Here is a 15,248-nt window from a genome sequence, read left to right on the forward strand (position 1 = left end):
GGCGGCCGTCAGGCCGAGCCCTCCTCGGGCTCCTCGGGCGGCCGCTGCCATATCAGCCGTCGCACACGTGTGAGCAGCCCGGGTCCGCTCGTGCCGCGGCGGCGGTGCCCGTGCACTCGGGGGTCGTCCGTCACGTCGTACCGCTTCACATAGGCGCCGAGGAACGCCTGGAGCGTGGCGACCGCCGGGATGGCGATCAGTGCTCCGACGGCGCCGAGGAGCGCGGTGCCGGCGATGACCGATCCGAAGGCGACCGCCGGGTGGATGTCGACGGACTTGGAGGTCAGCTTGGGCTGCAGCATGTAGTTCTCGAACTGCTGGTAGATCACGACGAACACCAGCACCCACACCGCGTACAGGGGGTTGACGGTGAACGCGATCAGCATCGGCAGCGCGCCCGCGAGATAGGTGCCGATGGTGGGGATGAACTGCGAGACCAGTCCCACCCAGACGCCGAGCACGGGCGCGTAGGGCACGCCCAGGGCCGCCAGCAGGATGTAGTGGGCGATGCCGGAGATCAGCGCCATCACACCGCGCGAGTAGAGATAGCCGCCGGTCTTGTCGACGGCGATCTCCCAGGCGCGCAGCACCTCGGCCTGGCGGGCGGGCGGCAGGACGGAGCACAGGGTGCGCCGCAGCCGGGGGCCGTCGGCGGCGAAGTAGAAGGCGAACAGCGCGATCGTCAGCAGCTGGAACAGACCGCCGAGTACCTGCCCGGACACGTCGAGGACACCGGCCGCGCTGTTCTGCGCGTACTTGCGCAGCCAGTCGGAGTGCAGCAGGCCCTCTTGGACGTCGACCCGTCTCACATGGGTGTGGAACGTCTGGTTGACCCAGTTGATGACCGAGTCCAGGTAGTCCGGGAAGCCCTCGACCATCTTGATGATCTGCCCGGCCAGCATCGAGCCGAGCAGCGTGACGAACCCGGCGACCGCGATCGCCAGGCCGAGGAAGACCAGGAAGGTGGCGAAGCCGCGGCGCATACCGCGCAAGGCCATCCAGCTCACCGCGGGCTCGATGGCGAGCGCCAGGAAGAACGCGATCAGGATGTTGATCAGCAGACCGGTGAGCTGGTGGAAGGCCCAGCTGCCCAGCTGGAACGCGGCGACGAGGGCGAGCGCCAGCACCATGGCGCGCGGCAGCCAGCGCGGCATGCGGGCGCCCGGTGCCACGGCGCCGGTGGCCGGGGATGCGGCACGCGGCGCCGTGTCGACCGGGGATGCGTTCTGGGCGGTCCGCCCGTCCTCGTCAGTAGGTGCCACGGTGCAAGTCTCGCCCACGCCACTGACAACACGTGGCCCGTATCCGATCTTCGTGCACGGTCAGCGCTTCTCCCCCGGAACGTTCATGACCGTGCAGACCACGCGCCACACGTCCTTGGCCTCCCAGCCGGAGTCGAGCGCCTCGTGCACCGTCAGCCCGCCGAGCTCCGTCATCACGTGATCGCGCGCGAAGGTTTCGGCGTACCCGGAACCGAAGTGTTCCGCCATCCGCTGCCAGAAGACCGTCAACCGCATGAATTCCGCTCCATACCCGCCATGACCTGCCTGTTTACCGCCCCGCACGCCCCGCACGACCGTCAGGGGGTTGCCAGGGAGTCCGCCTCCCCGCTGAACCAAGCATCCATGGTGGCGCAACCCGGCGCGCCCGCGTCGGGCATGAGGTGCGTGTACGTACGCAGAGTAGAGCCGGGGTGGGCGGCGAAGGTGTGGCGCAGGTCATGAAAGCCGAGCTCGCGGGACGGCTGCCCGAGTCGGATGGCGAGCCGTATTCAGTCGTCCTAGCCTGCCGGAAGGCAGCCTTTCACTCAGTGGTTCCCGAAGGTCGAATGGGGTTGAGGACCATGAGCGCCAACCGCGACGGGCAGGAATCACCGGAACCGGAGGCCGGGCCGGCCGCGAAGGGCTCTCCGGAGTTCCATCCGTACCGTCATCCGGCCGCGGGCTGGGGCGCGGCCAAGAGCGTGACCCGGGTCCTGCTGCGTGAGCGCGCACTGGTGGACGGGCCCCGGGCCATCATGCGGATGAACCACGAGAACTCGGGGTTCGACTGTCCTGGATGTGCGTGGCCTGATGACCTCAAGGGTCTGAAACTGGACATCTGCGAGAACGGGATCAAGCACGTCACCTGGGAGATGACACCCAAGCGTGTGGGGCGTGAGTTCTTCGCCGCCCATTCGGTGTCCGAGCTGTCCGAATGGAGCGACTTCTCGCTGGAGGATCAGGGCCGGCTGACCGAGCCGATGAGGTACGACCCCGATACGGACCACTACGTCCCGATCAAGTGGAAGGATGCGTTCGAGCTGTTCGGCCGCGTCGTGCGCGAACTGGACCACCCGGGTCAGGCCTCCTACTACACCTCGGGGCGGCTCGGCAACGAGGCCACGTTCCTCTACCAGTTGATGGCGCGCGAGCTGGGCACGAACAACCTGCCCGACTGCTCCAACATGTGCCACGAGGCCAGTGGCCGTGCTCTGCAGGCGGCGCTGGGCACCGGCAAGGGCACCGCCGACCTCAAGGACTGGGAGACCGCGGACGCGCTGTTCATCATGGGGGTCAACGCCGCCTCCAACGCGCCACGGATGCTCACCGCCCTGGCCAAGGCCTACCATCGCGGCGCCCAGGTCGTACACATCAATCCCCTGGTCGAGGCCGCCGCCACCCGCACCATCGTCCCGCACGACTTCCTGGACATGGCGGTCTTCAAGACGACTCGGACCAGCACCCTGAACCTGCAACCGCGCATCGGCGGCGACATGGCACTCGTCCGCGGTATGGCCAAGGCGGTCCTGGAGCAGTCCAGAACCGACCCCAAGGCGCTGGACCGGGAGTTCATCCACCGCCACACCACGGGCTTCGACGAGTACCGGACGCTGTGCGAGAACACCTCCTGGGAGGACCTCGAGCTCCAGTCCGGTCTGAGCCGGGCCGACATCGTCAAGGCCGCGCGCGTGTACTGCGATGCCGACCGCAGCATCTTCAGCTGGTGCCTGGGCGTCAGCCAGCACGAACACGGTGTCGACATCGTCCGCGAGATCATCAACCTGCTTCTGCTCCGCGGCAACCTGGGGCGCGAAGGAGCGGGGCCCTCCCCGGTGCGCGGGCACAGCAACGTCCAGGGAAACCGCACCTGCGGCATCGATCACCGGCCCACCGAGGAGTTCCTGGACCGCCTCGCCGAGGTCTGCAAGATCGACCCGCCCCGTGAACACGGCCTGGACACCGTGAACACCATCCAGGCCATGCACCGCGGCGACGTGAAGGTGTTCGTCGGCATGGGCGGCAACTTCGCCCTCGCCGCACCCGACACCCCGTACACCCATGCGGCGTTGCGCAAGTGCGCACTCACCGTCCAGGTGAGCACCAAGCTGAACCGCAGCCATCTCGTCCACGGGCGCCAGGCCCTCATCCTGCCGTGCCTCGGCCGGACCGAGAAGGACCATCAGCGCAACGGCCTCCAGAGCACGTCCGTCGAGGACTCGATGAGCATGGTTCACCTGTCCAACGGCATGAAGCGCCCCGCCTCGCGGCATCTGCTGTCCGAACCGGCCGTCATCGCGGGCCTGGCCCGCGCCGCTCTGCCCGACAGCTCCACACCTTGGGAGTGGTACATCGAGGACTACGACCGCATCCGCGACACCATGGCCCAGGTCCTCGACGGTTTCGAGGACTTCAACCGTCGCGTACGCCTTCCCCTCGGCTTCCGCATCAAGCAGCCCGCCCGCGAACTGGTCTTCCTCACGCCGTCCGGAAAAGCCGAGATCTCGACAGCCCCACTGCCCGACGTCGTCCCCACCGCGGGCACCTTGGTGCTGGGCACCATGCGCTCCCACGACCAGTGGAACACCACCATCTACTCCGACAACGACCGCTACCGCGGCATCAAGAACCTGCGCACCCTCGTGTTCATGAACGCGGACGACATGCGCGAACGCGGGATCGCCGAGTTCGGCCGTGTGGACATCACCGCGACCGCCCGGGACGGCAGCATCCGCTCCCTGAAGGACTTCGTCGCGATCCCGTACGAGATCCCGCGCGGTTGCGCGGCCGGCTACATGCCGGAGATGAACGTCCTGATCGCGATCGGCGACTACAGCACCCAGAGCGACCAGCCGCTCATGAAGCACATCAACGTCGTGATCGAGGCAGCGGCCTGAGTCACGGCTCCGGATGTCGTTCCCGTCGGGAAAGCCTGTCGAGCAGGTGATAAGCGCGCTGCTCCACGGCGGTGAGCTCGGTGGGGTCGATCTCCGCCGACCACAGCTCGCCGGCTGCGGCGTCGTCGGCCTCGCGCAGCTCCACCACCGCCGCTGCCAGTCGCGTCCGGACGATCGGAAGCGACGCCTCCCGGCCTTTCGCCAGCGCGCGCTCCGCACGCTCGGCGGCCCGCACACAGACCGCCATGGCTCTCTCCGCCCGGACCGCGGCACGGTCATGGACCACCAGGAGTGCGCAGCACAACCCCACGGCGATCCCCAGCACGCTGCCCACCGCTCGCTCCAGGACCAGCGACCGCGCTGGTTCCGGGGCGGCCAGTTCGGCCAGCAGCAGCGCCAGCGGGGTGAGGAACACGACGCCGAGACCGTAGTTGCGGGCCACGACGTACTCCAGCAGGAACTCCAGAAGCACGATCACGAGGACCAGGGCCGTGGGGCTGGGGGCCGTGGCCAGCACGCCGAGCGCGAGCGCCAGCCCGGCGGCCGTCCCCACGGTGCGCTGGACGGCCCGTTGCGCCGCCGTGCGGACGTTGACCGCGTGGAGTACCGCCGCCGCGGAGATCGCCGCCCAATAGCCGTGCCCGAGCCCGAGGGCGAGCGCCAGAGCACCCGCCAGGCCGGTGCCCAGGGTCATCCGCAGCGCGGGTACCAACAGGGCGGCGGCATGACCGTGCCGCCGCCCCCTCAGCAGCACGGCGGCACGACGGGCGGCGAGGTCGGCCTTCTCGGACCCCGCCTTCGCCGAACTCGGCAGGGTGCCGGTCGGTACGGCCCCGAACGGGAACAACAGCTCGGGCAGCAGGGCGGGAACCGGGCGGCGCAGATCCACGAGAAGCGCGACCTGCCGACGCAGATTCCGCGCCACCTCGGCGGGGCCGTCCGGCGGCCGGCGAGCGGTGTCGGTCAGCAGCGACCAGGAGAGGTCGGTCAGGCGCACGCAGACGCTGCCGCGGACACGCCCGGTGGCCGCGGAGGGCATGAGGCCGAGGGACTCGTACGCCTGCAGGACCGCGGCGGTGGCCCGGTTCCGTACGGGCCTGCTCTCCGCCTCCGCGCCGGTCGCCTCCAGCAGTTCCGCGACCGCGCGCAGTGCCGCGGCCACGGCGAGGCGCTGCGGCCGGTCGGGGTGCACGAACCGGCCCGCCATGGCCACCGCCCAGACCACGGCCGCCCCCGTTGCGGCGAGCACGGTCCGCGGGAGGACGTCGGCGTAGGAGGAGGGATGGGCGTTGGCCGCGACGGCGAACGAGAACAGCAGCAGCACCGCGCCGAGCCCGCCCAGGCGCGTGGCGTCGCAGGCGAACTTCGCCAGCCCCGCCACCGCGGCCATCGCCGCGACCACCGCGGCGGCACCGGCCGCCCCCTCCCACGGCCGAGCCCACGCGGCGAGAGCGGCGCCACAGCCCACACACGCCGTCATGGCCGGCCCCACCACCGCAAGGACCCGAGCGCGCCGCGGGTAGGGCAGGTTCTGCCCGAACGTGGTGCTGAAAGAGCCCAGGATCGTGTAGACGGCGTACTCCGCCCGTCCGGTCAGCAGCAACACCAGGACGGGCAGCGCGGTGGCGATCGCGGCCTGCACGGCGTGGCTGAACGCCCCGTCCACCGTGCGCAGGGCAAGCGCACCGCGTGGGGAGAGTACGCGCGCCACGGCCACCGAACGCCGCCGACCGCTCTCCGCTGCGACAGAACGGAAGGGATACAAACGCCCATAATCTGAAATATCACCCACTACCGTTCCTCGGATACCAGCGTCAACCGCGTGACACCGGTATCCCGCCCCTGAGGGTGGGCCCTGCCCGGGACCGCTTGCCGAGACCGCTTTCCGCCCTACGGTCTTTCGCATGGCCGAAACCGGAGCTTCCCCACTCCCCCCTACGCCCCCGGCGCACTCCCCGCTGTTCCACGCCGAGCAGTTCATGTGGCTCACCGCGCGTGTGCTGGAGCAGCGCCTCTTCTCGTACCACTTCCTGAACGGCGCCCCCGATCCGGTGGAGACCGCGCTGGACGCCTACCGCAACGAGGACGGCGGGTACGGTCACGCGCTGGAGCCCGATCTGCGCGGTCCCGTCAGCCAGCCGCTGCACACCGGGCACGCGCTGCGCGTCCTCGACGCCATCGGGCGGTGCGGCGGGCAGCGGGTGGAGCGGGTGTGCCGCTATCTGACGTCCGTCTCGACGGCGGACGGGGCGCTGCCGGCGGTCCACCCGAGCCAGCGCGGCTACCCGGCGGCGCCGTTCGTCCCGGTCCTCGACGACCCGCCCAGTGAGCTGCTCGCCACCGGTCCGGTGGTGGGCCTGCTGCACCGCAACGAGGTGTGGCACGCCTGGCTGTTCCGGGCGACCGACTTCTGCTGGGAGGCCGTGGAGTCCCTGGAGAAGTCGCACCCCTACGAGATCGAGGCCGCCGTCGCCTTCCTGGATGCCACTCCCGACCGGCCGCGCGCGGAGGCGGCCGCGGACCGGCTGGGCCGCCTGGTGCGCGAGCACCGGCTGGCCGCGCTGGACCCGGAACACCTCGACGCGTACCCGGTCGCGCCCGGCTACGCCCCGGCCGAGCACCACTTCCCGCACGACTTCGCGAAGACCCCGCGCTCCCTCGCGCGCGCGTGGTTCACCGACGAGGAGATGGAGCGCTCGCTGGACTTCCTCGCCGCCGAACAGGCGGACGACGGCGGCTGGCCGATCCGATGGCGGCAGTGGGCGCCGGCCGCCGCCCTGGAGGCCCGCCCCATGGTGACGATCGAGGCCCTGCGCACACTCAGGGCGTACGGCCGCTTCGTGGGGTGACGGGAGTCTCAGCCGGTGAGGGACCGCAGCCCCGCCGTGACCAGCACGGCCACGCCGACGACGACCAGGAAGGGCGCGCGCAGCACCAGTGCCACGGCGGCCGCTCCGAGCCCCGCGGCCCGGGCGTCCAGCACGAGCGCGTGCCCGTCGGCGAACGTCTGCTGGGCCGTCAGGGCGGCGAGCAGGGCCACCGGCAGCAGGGCGGCCAGCCGCCGTACCAGAGGCCGCTCCAGGACACCCACGGGCACCAGCAGTCCGGCGAGCTTGACGGCGTAACAGCCGAGGGCGGTCGCGCCGACGGCGATCCAGGTGTTCATCGGGCGTCCTCAGGTGCGTTGTCACGGGTACGGCCGGACCTGCGGCCAGAGACGAACAGGGCGGCCGGTGCGGCCAGCGCGGCCACCAGGACCGGCACCCCGGCGGGCAGCACGGGCAGCAGACCGAGCCCCAGCAGCACCGCGAGGGCGGCGACCGCCCGCTCCGTCGTGCCCTTGAGCATGGGGGCGAGCAGCGCCAGGAAGACGGCGGGTCCGGCCGCGTCCAGGCCCCAGGCGTCGGTGTCCCCGACGGCCTTGGCGCCGAGCGCGCCGAGCAGGGTGGTGAGGTTCCACAGCACGTACAGGCTGAGCCCGGTGACGGTGAAGCCGATCCGGGCGGCGTGCCGCGTCGGCTGGGCCAGTGTCACCGCCGTTGTCTCGTCGATCACCCACTGGGCGGCCAGCGGCCGCACCGCGCGCGGGAGCGCCAGTACCTGTGAGAGCCGCAGCCCGTAGAACGCGTTGCGCACGCCGAGGAAGAAGGCACCAGCCGCCGCGGTGAGCGGGTTGCCGCCCGCCGCGAGCGCGCCCACCAGGGCGAACTGGGAGGCTCCGGTGAACACCAGGAGGCTGAGCGCGCAGGTCTGGAGCAGGCCGAGCCCGCTGCCGGCCGAGGTCACCCCGAAGGCGAACCCGGACAGTCCTACGGCGACCCCGACCCCGAGGGCGTCCCGGACGACGGCGGAGTCCGGCTTCGGCTCGCCTTCGCCGCGTATGTCTGCGAGTGCTGACTGTTGTGCCACACCCAGGACGCTACGGACGCCCGTCCCGCGCGTCTTGTACGTTCTTGCGCTCGCGCTGGTAGGCGCCCGGCGGAACGCCCACGATCCGGGCGAAGTGGCGGTTGAGGTGCGGCTGGTCGGTGAAGCCGACCGTGACAGCCGCCTCCGCGGGGGTCGTGCCCGCGTCCAGCAGCAGCCGCGCCCGACGCACCCGGGCGTCGGTCAGCCAGGTGTGCGGCGGCATGCCGTAGGCGTCGCGGAACGCCCGCAACAGCGCGAAGGGGCTGGTGCCGAGGTCGGTGGCGAGCCGTTCCAGGGTCGGCGGCTCGGCCATCCGCTCCTCCAGCACGGCACGCGCGCGTGCGGCGAACCCGGCGCCGGCGGTACGGACCTGCCGCTGCGGCAGCGGACCGCCGTTCAGGCGCAGCAGCCGGGTGACCGCGAGCCGCAACAGGGTGTCGGCGGCGAGTGCGTTGCCCTCGTCGGCGGCGCGCAGCACCCGGTGCACCAGGGCGACGGAGCGGGGATCGTCGAGTACGGGGCTGACGAAGCCGGGGGTGCCCCGGATCCCGGTGGTCTCGGCGGCGATCCCCGCGACGAGGCCGGGCGCCGGATAGACCGCCCCGTACCGCCAGCCCTCGGGCACCCCGGCCCGCCCGGTGTGCGGGGTGTCCGGGTTGACCAAGGCGAGCGCCCCCGCTCCCGCGGACACGTCGGAGCCCCGGTGGTGGAAGACCTCGACGCCGTCGGCGATGGCGGCGATCACGAAGTTCTCATGGGTGTGCCGTACGAACGTCTTGCGGATGTACCGAGCCCGCAGCAGATCGACATCCGGCAACCCCTCATACCGCCAGTGCCGCGCCCGCTCGCCCACTCCCGCCATAGGCCCATTGTCAGCCGAACCCAGCCCTCCCGTGTCCCGCCCATGCCCTTGCCCACGCCCGTGGCCCTGCCCCGCCCACGCCCCTGGCCCCGCCCCTCCCACCCCCTTGGCCCTTGGCCCTCGGCCCTGCCCCTGCCCCCGGCCCCGGCCTATCCCCTCCCGTCCCCTCCCGTCCCCTCCCGTCCCGTCGTCACGCGTCGACGCCTGTCTTTCCTTCCCGCCGCTACGGCGATCAGCCACGACGGTGGAGACCGGCGGTGCCGAACCCGCCGCAGCCGCACTCCATTGCGAACCGACGCTCGAAAATCCCTCTGCCGCCATCACCCTCGACCCCGGCACTGCGGTGCGGTGGTGACCGACCCCGCCACGACCCCTTACCTGTTCGGCGCCAGTGTTTTTGCAGGTCAGCCGGAATGTCAGTGGCCGGGTGCAGGATTGACCCATGGCGAAATCCGCTCACCGAGCCCTCGACGGCTTCTCCCCCGCGACCCGCGGCTGGTTCACGGGGGCGTTTTCCGCGCCCACCGCGGCCCAGGCGGGCGCGTGGCAGGCCATCGGTGAGGGCTCGGACGTGCTGGTGGTCGCCCCGACCGGCTCCGGCAAGACACTGGCCGCCTTCCTCGCCGCCCTGGACCAGCTCGCCTCGACCCCACCCCCGGCCGACCCGAGGAAGCGCTGCCGGGTGCTGTACGTGTCGCCGCTGAAGGCACTCGCGGTCGATGTCGAGCGGAACCTGCGCAGTCCGCTGACCGGCATCCGCCAGGAGTCCGTGCGTCTCGGCCTGCCCGAGCCGGAGGTGAAGGTCGGCATCCGCTCGGGCGACACCCCGGCAGCCGAGCGCCGCGCCCTGTCCACGCGCCCGCCGGACATCCTGATCACCACCCCGGAGTCCCTGTTCCTGATGCTGACGTCGGCCACGCGCGACGCGCTGACCGGCATCGAGACGGTGATCCTGGACGAGGTGCACGCGGTCGCCGGCACCAAGCGCGGCGCACACCTCGCGCTCTCCCTGGAGCGGCTGGACGAGCTGCTGCCGAAGCCGGCCCGCCGCATCGGTCTGTCGGCGACCGTCCGCCCGGTCGACGAGGTGGCCCGCTATCTCTCGCCGCGCCGCAAGGTGGAGATCGTCCAGCCGAAGTCCGGCAAGGAGTTCGACCTCTCCGTCGTCGTGCCGGTGGAGGACATGGGGGAGCTGGGCGGCTCCCCGGCCACCGACGGCAGTGAAGGCGCGGAGAAGCCGTCGATCTGGCCGCATGTGGAGGAGCGGATCGCCGACCTGGTCCAGGCCCACCGTTCGACGATCGTGTTCGCCAACTCGCGCCGGCTGGCGGAGCGGCTGTGCAACCGGCTCAACGAGATCGCCTACGAGCGCGCGACCGGCGAGCCGCTCGACGAGCATCACTCCCCGGCCGAGCTGATGGGCGGCTCGGGCGCGGCCCAGGGCGCCCCGCCGGTCATCGCCCGGGCACACCACGGCTCGGTCTCCAAGGAACAGCGCGCGCTGGTCGAGGAGGACCTGAAGGCCGGCCGGCTGCCCGCCGTGGTGGCCACCTCCAGCCTCGAACTGGGCATCGACATGGGCGCGGTGGACCTGGTCGTCCAGGTCGAGTCCCCGCCGTCGGTGGCCTCCGGACTGCAGCGCGTCGGCCGCGCGGGACACCAGGTCGGCGCGGTCTCCACCGGAGTGGTCTTCCCCAAGTACCGGGGCGACCTGGTGCAGGCGGCCGTGGTCACCGAGCGGATGCGCACCGGCTCCATCGAGTCCCTGAGGGTCCCGGCCAACCCGCTGGACGTGCTCGCCCAGCAGCTGGTCGCGATGACCTCCCTGGACACCTGGCAGGTCGACGACCTGCTCGCCATGGTCCGCCGCGCGGCGCCCTTCGCCTCCCTCCCGGAGTCGGCGTTCACCGCGGTCCTCGACATGCTCGCGGGCCGCTATCCGTCGGACGCGTTCGCGGAGCTGCGCCCGCGCGTGGTCTGGGACCGGGTCGCGGGGACAATCACCGGCCGCCCGGGCGCCCAGCGCCTCGCCGTCACCTCCGGCGGCACCATCCCCGACCGCGGCCTCTTCGGCGTCTTCCTCGCCGGCGCCGACCCCAAGAAGGGCGGCGGCCGGGTCGGCGAGCTGGACGAGGAGATGGTCTACGAGTCCCGGGTGGGCGATGTCTTCACCCTGGGCACCAGCTCCTGGCGCATCGAGGACATCACCCGCGACCGCGTCCTGGTCTCCCCCGCCCCCGGTGTCCCCGGCCGACTGCCCTTCTGGAAGGGCGACCAGCTGGGCCGCCCGCTCGAACTGGGCCGCGCGGTGGGCGCGTTCCTGCGCGAGGTCGGCTCGCTCCCCAAGGACGACGCCCGCCTGCGCCTCCTCGCGGCGGGGCTGGATGCGTGGGCGGCGGACAACGTGCTGTCGTACCTCGACGAACAGCGCGAGGCCTGCGGCCATGTCCCCGACGACCGGACGATCGTGGTCGAACGCTTCCGGGACGAACTGGGTGACTGGCGGGTCGTCGTCCACTCCCCCTTCGGCGCGCAGGTCCATGCCCCCTGGGCGCTGGCCCTGGGCGCCCGCCTGTCCGAGCGGTACGGCATGGACGCACAGGTCATGCACGCCGACGACGGCATCGTGCTGCGGCTGCCCGACGCCGACCTGATGGGCCTCGACCTGCTCGACCAGGCACCCATGAAGGCCGGCACGGAGTACGACGCCGACCAGGCCCCCGTGGGCGCGGCGGACGTCGCCTTCGACAAGGGCGAGGTCGACCAGATCGTCACCGACCAGGTCGGCGGCTCCGCCCTGTTCGCCTCCCGGTTCCGCGAGTGCGCCGCACGCGCGCTGCTGCTGCCCCGCCGCAACCCCGGCAAGCGCACCCCGCTGTGGCAGCAGCGCCAGCGCGCCGCCCAGCTGCTGCAGGTGGCGAGTGAGTTCGGGTCCTTCCCGATCGTCCTGGAGGCCGTCCGCGAGTGCCTCCAGGACGTCTTCGACGTCCCGGGCCTGGTCGAGCTGATGGGCGACCTGGAGTCCCGCAAGGTGCGCCTGGTCGAGGTCACCACCCCCGAGCCGTCCCCCTTCGCCCGTTCCCTCCTCTTCGGGTATGTCGCCCAGTTCCTGTACGAGGGCGACTCCCCGCTCGCCGAGCGTCGCGCGGCCGCGCTCTCCCTGGACTCCCGGCTGCTGGCCGAACTGCTGGGCCAGGCGGAGCTGCGCGAACTGCTCGACGCGGACGTCCTGACCGAGCTGGAGCACGAGCTCCAATGGCTCACCGAGGACCGCCGGATCAAGGACCCCGAAGGCGTCGCCGACGTGCTGCGGCTGCTCGGACCGCTCACGGACGCCGAGTTGGCCGAGCGCGGCGCCGAACCGCACTGGGCCAAGGAACTCGCCGGCGCCCGCAGGGCCATCAGGGTGCGGATCGCCGGTACCGGCCACTGGGCGGCGATCGAGGACGCGGGCCGGCTGCGCGACGCCCTCGGCACGGCCCTGCCGGTCGGCGTCCCCGAGGCCTTCATGGAGCCGGTGAAGGACCCGCTCGGCGACCTCCTCGCCCGGTATGCGCGCACCCACGGCCCGTTCACGTCGACCACCGCGGCCGCCCGTTTCGGGCTCGGGGTGGCGGTCACCGAGGGCGCGCTGCAACGGCTCGCCGCGGGCGGGCGGGTGGTTCAGGGCGAGTTCCACCCGGCGGGCATCGGCCAGGAATGGTGCGACGCGGCCGTGCTGCGCAGGCTGCGCCGCCGCTCCCTGGCCGCGCTGCGGCACGAGCTGGAGCCGGTGGCCCCGGCCGCGCTCGCCCAGTTCCTGCCGCAGTGGCAGCACATCGGCAAGGGGCACGGGCTGCGCGGAGTCGACGGACTGGTGCGCGCCGTCGAGCAGTTGCAGGGTGCGTCGGTACCGGCGTCGGCCCTGGAGAAGCTGGTCCTGCCGTCCCGCGTGGCGAACTACACGCCCGCGATGCTCGACGAACTCACCGCCGCCGGAGAGATCGTGTGGGCCGGCGCGGGCGCTCTGCCCGGCAAGGACGGCTGGGTCTCCCTGTATCTGGCGGACGCGGCCCCCGTGCTCCTCCCGCCCCCGCACCCCCTGGAGCCGACCGCCCTCCACCAGTCGGTCCTGGACGCGCTCTCCGGCGGCTACGGCCTGTTCTTCCGTCAGATTGCCGACCAGGTCCGCGCCACCACCCACCCCGACGCCACCGACCCCCAACTGGCCGACGCCGTCTGGGACCTGGCCTGGTCCGGTCGGCTCACCAACGACACGCTGGCCCCGATGCGCGCCCTGCTGGGCTCGGGCCGTACGGCGGGGTCCACGGCCCACCGTGCCAAGCGCGCCGTCCCACGCGGCCGCTATGGCTCTCTGACGGCCGCCGCCCGCGCCGCCTCGCGTACCGGCCCGCCGACGGTGGCCGGCCGCTGGTCACTGCTCCCGCAGCGGGAGCCGGACACCACCGTCCGTGCCCACGCCGTGGCCCGTACCCTTCTCGACCGGCATGGTGTGGTCACCCGGGGTGCGGTCGCGGCGGAGGGCATCGAGGGCGGCTTCTCGGCGGTGTACCGCATCCTGTCGGCGTTCGAGGAGAGCGGCCAGGCGCGTCGTGGTTATGTCGTCGAGGGGCTCGGCGCGGCCCAGTTCGCGATGGACGGCGCGGTCGACCGGCTGCGCGCGGTGTCCAACGCCCGCGACCGCGGCGAGGCCCTGCCGGGCCGCGGCTTCGGATCCGCCGGCGCACCCGTGTTCGCCGGACCCGACGGAAGCGCGGCCCCGGCAGCCGCTTTCGACGGCCCTTCGCCCCTCGGCCCCTTCGACACGGCCGACTTCCCCGACCTCGACGGCGACTTCGCCTGGCCCCCGGAACCCCGCACCGCGCCCGGCGACTACGTCTCCCCCAAGGACCTAGCCCCCGCCGACCCGTTCAGCGCCCCCGGCTACGGCGGCCCCCGGGGCGGCAGCCGCGCGAACCCCTACACCTACGGCAACCACCACACCCGCACTCCTGCCGCCCCCGACCCCAGAGCCGTCGTCCTCGCCGCCGCCGACCCCGCCAACGCCTATGGCGCCGCACTCCCCTGGCCCGAGCCGCCGACCGGCGCCGGTCACAAGCCGGGCCGCAAGGCGGGCTCGCTGGTCGTCCTGGTGGACGGCGAGCTGACCCTCTACATGGAGCGCGGCGGCAAGACCCTGCTGGCCTGGCCCTCCGCCCCGGACACGGCCGCCACCGACGACCCTCGCCTCCGTACGGCCGCCGAGGCCCTCGCGGCCGCCGCCCGCGCGGGCACCCTCGGCACGGTGACGGTGGAGCGCGTCAACGGCGTCTCGGCCCTGACCTCGCCCCTGGGCGCCCTCCTGGAGGCAGCGGGTTTCATCGCGACCCCGCGCGGCCTGCGGCTGAGAGCGTGAACCGCCATGAGAACCTCGCGCCCCACGGGCCCACCCCGCCTCGCCTCTCCCGTGCCACCCTTGACCCATGCCCGAAGGTGACACGGTCTGGCAGGCCGCCCGGCGCCTGCACGACGCGCTCGCCGGCAAGGCGCTGATCCGTAGCGACTTCCGGGTGCCCAGGTACGCCACCGTCGACCTGACCGGGCGTACGGTCCTCGGCACCACCCCGCGCGGCAAACACCTGCTCACCCGCTTCGAGGGCGGTCTGACGCTGCACACGCATCTGCGGATGGAGGGCGCGTGGAAGGTCTACGGCAGCGACGAGCGCTGGCGGGGCGGCCCGGCCCACCAGATCCGGGCGATCCTCGGCACCGCCGACCGCACGGCCGTCGGTTACCGCCTCCAGGTCCTGGAGTTCCTGCGCACCGGCGAGGAGGAACGCGCCGTGGGCCACCTCGGCCCCGACCTGCTGGGCCCCGACTGGAACTCCGACCGCGCCCTCGCCAACCTCCTCGCCGATCCCGCCCGCCCGCTGGGCGAGGCCCTACTCGACCAGCGCAACCTGGCCGGGATCGGCAACATCTACAAGAGCGAGCTCTGCTTCCTGATCGGCGCGACCCCCTGGCTCCCGGTCGGCGCGCTCCCCGCCGACCGTGCCGCGCAGCTCCCCGGGCTCGCCAAGCGGCTCCTGGAGGCCAACCGTGACCGCCCGGTCCGCCGGACCACGGGCCTGCGCAACCAGGACCTGTTCGTCTACGGCCGCGCACCCCGCCCCTGTCTGCGCTGCCACACCCCGATCCGCGTCGCCGACCAGGGCGACGGCTCCCGCGAGCGCCCCACCTACTGGTGCCCCGCCTGCCAGACCGGCCCGGGCCCGGCCCCGCCTCCGTCCCGGAGAACGCGTACGACCAATTGACGACCCGTCAGATCCGCTCGTACCGTCC

General features: G+C 72.4%; 9 protein-coding genes and 1 pseudogene. 4 read left to right on the top strand and 6 right to left on the bottom strand.

From position 1 onward, the window contains the following. Positions 1-8 precede the first annotated feature (8 nt). The gene (locus tag EDD90_RS15855) at positions 9-1,262 is read right to left on the bottom strand and encodes an AI-2E family transporter (protein ID WP_123973638.1); all 1,254 of its coding nucleotides are present in this window, start codon (positions 1,260-1,262) and stop codon (positions 9-11) included. Between the two features lie 60 nt (positions 1,263-1,322). Beyond that, the gene (locus tag EDD90_RS15860) at positions 1,323-1,517 is read right to left on the bottom strand and encodes a DUF3046 domain-containing protein (protein ID WP_123973639.1); all 195 of its coding nucleotides are present in this window, start codon (positions 1,515-1,517) and stop codon (positions 1,323-1,325) included. 326 nt (positions 1,518-1,843) lie between these two features. Between EDD90_RS15860 and EDD90_RS15865 the strand changes: the two genes are divergently transcribed. Then, positions 1,844-4,156 carry an FdhF/YdeP family oxidoreductase gene (locus EDD90_RS15865; protein ID WP_123973640.1) on the top strand — a complete coding sequence of 771 codons (2,313 nt, stop codon included), beginning with the start codon at positions 1,844-1,846 and terminating at the stop codon, positions 4,154-4,156. Between the two features lies 1 nt (position 4,157). Here the strand turns inward: EDD90_RS15865 and EDD90_RS15870 are convergent, their stop codons facing one another. Continuing rightward, positions 4,158-5,867, bottom strand: a complete 1,710-nt coding sequence (locus EDD90_RS15870; protein ID WP_260327886.1) for an FUSC family protein — start codon at positions 5,865-5,867, stop codon at positions 4,158-4,160. A 193-nt stretch (positions 5,868-6,060) separates the two neighbouring features. Between EDD90_RS15870 and EDD90_RS15875 the strand changes: the two genes are divergently transcribed. Further along, positions 6,061-7,005: a hypothetical protein gene (locus tag EDD90_RS15875; protein ID WP_123973642.1), complete on the top strand. Its 945-nt coding sequence runs from the start codon at positions 6,061-6,063 to the stop codon at positions 7,003-7,005. Between the two features lie 8 nt (positions 7,006-7,013). On the opposite strand, the gene EDD90_RS15880 is transcribed toward EDD90_RS15875, so the two are convergent. The 3 genes and pseudogenes from EDD90_RS15880 to EDD90_RS15890 all read right to left on the bottom strand — a co-directional run bounded on the left by EDD90_RS15880 (position 7,014) and on the right by EDD90_RS15890 (position 8,927). Then, positions 7,014-7,322 carry an AzlD domain-containing protein gene (locus tag EDD90_RS15880; protein WP_123973643.1) on the bottom strand — a complete coding sequence of 103 codons (309 nt, stop codon included), beginning with the start codon at positions 7,320-7,322 and terminating at the stop codon, positions 7,014-7,016. Continuing rightward, positions 7,319-8,065, bottom strand: a complete 747-nt coding sequence (locus tag EDD90_RS15885; protein ID WP_123973644.1) for an AzlC family ABC transporter permease — start codon at positions 8,063-8,065, stop codon at positions 7,319-7,321. Before EDD90_RS15885 ends, EDD90_RS15880 begins: the two co-directional genes overlap by 4 nt. After that, positions 7,966-8,927: pseudogene (locus EDD90_RS15890) on the bottom strand (AraC family transcriptional regulator). The gene EDD90_RS15885 and the pseudogene EDD90_RS15890 overlap by 100 nt, the downstream one beginning before the upstream one ends. Positions 8,928-9,369: 442 nt before the next feature. Here EDD90_RS15890 and EDD90_RS15895 point away from each other — a divergent pair. Together EDD90_RS15895 and EDD90_RS15900 are read left to right on the top strand one after the other, a co-directional pair. Continuing rightward, positions 9,370-14,322 carry an ATP-dependent helicase gene (locus tag EDD90_RS15895; protein WP_123973646.1) on the top strand — a complete coding sequence of 1,651 codons (4,953 nt, stop codon included), beginning with the start codon at positions 9,370-9,372 and terminating at the stop codon, positions 14,320-14,322. A 67-nt stretch (positions 14,323-14,389) separates the two neighbouring features. Further along, on the top strand, positions 14,390-15,220 hold the full coding sequence (locus EDD90_RS15900) for an Fpg/Nei family DNA glycosylase (RefSeq protein ID WP_123973647.1): 831 nt from the start codon (positions 14,390-14,392) through the stop codon (positions 15,218-15,220). Positions 15,221-15,248: the final 28 nt, after the last annotated feature.

Origin of the sequence: Streptomyces sp. Ag109_O5-1 (genome assembly GCF_003814875.1) — a bacterium.
Classification (GTDB): domain Bacteria; phylum Actinomycetota; class Actinomycetes; order Streptomycetales; family Streptomycetaceae; genus Streptomyces; species Streptomyces sasae.

Bases quoted from the DNA above. Each gene is read 5' to 3' on its own strand.
- EDD90_RS15860 (WP_123973639.1), bottom strand. From the start codon at position 1,517: ATGCGGTTGACGGTCTTCTGGCAGCGGATGGCGGAACACTTCGGTTCC.
- EDD90_RS15865 (WP_123973640.1), top strand. From the start codon at position 1,844: ATGAGCGCCAACCGCGACGGGCAGGAATCACCGGAACCGGAGGCCGGG.
- EDD90_RS15875 (WP_123973642.1), top strand. From the start codon at position 6,061: ATGGCCGAAACCGGAGCTTCCCCACTCCCCCCTACGCCCCCGGCGCAC.
- EDD90_RS15880 (WP_123973643.1), bottom strand. From the start codon at position 7,322: ATGAACACCTGGATCGCCGTCGGCGCGACCGCCCTCGGCTGTTACGCC.
- EDD90_RS15895 (WP_123973646.1), top strand. From the start codon at position 9,370: ATGGCGAAATCCGCTCACCGAGCCCTCGACGGCTTCTCCCCCGCGACC.
- EDD90_RS15900 (WP_123973647.1), top strand. From the start codon at position 14,390: ATGCCCGAAGGTGACACGGTCTGGCAGGCCGCCCGGCGCCTGCACGAC.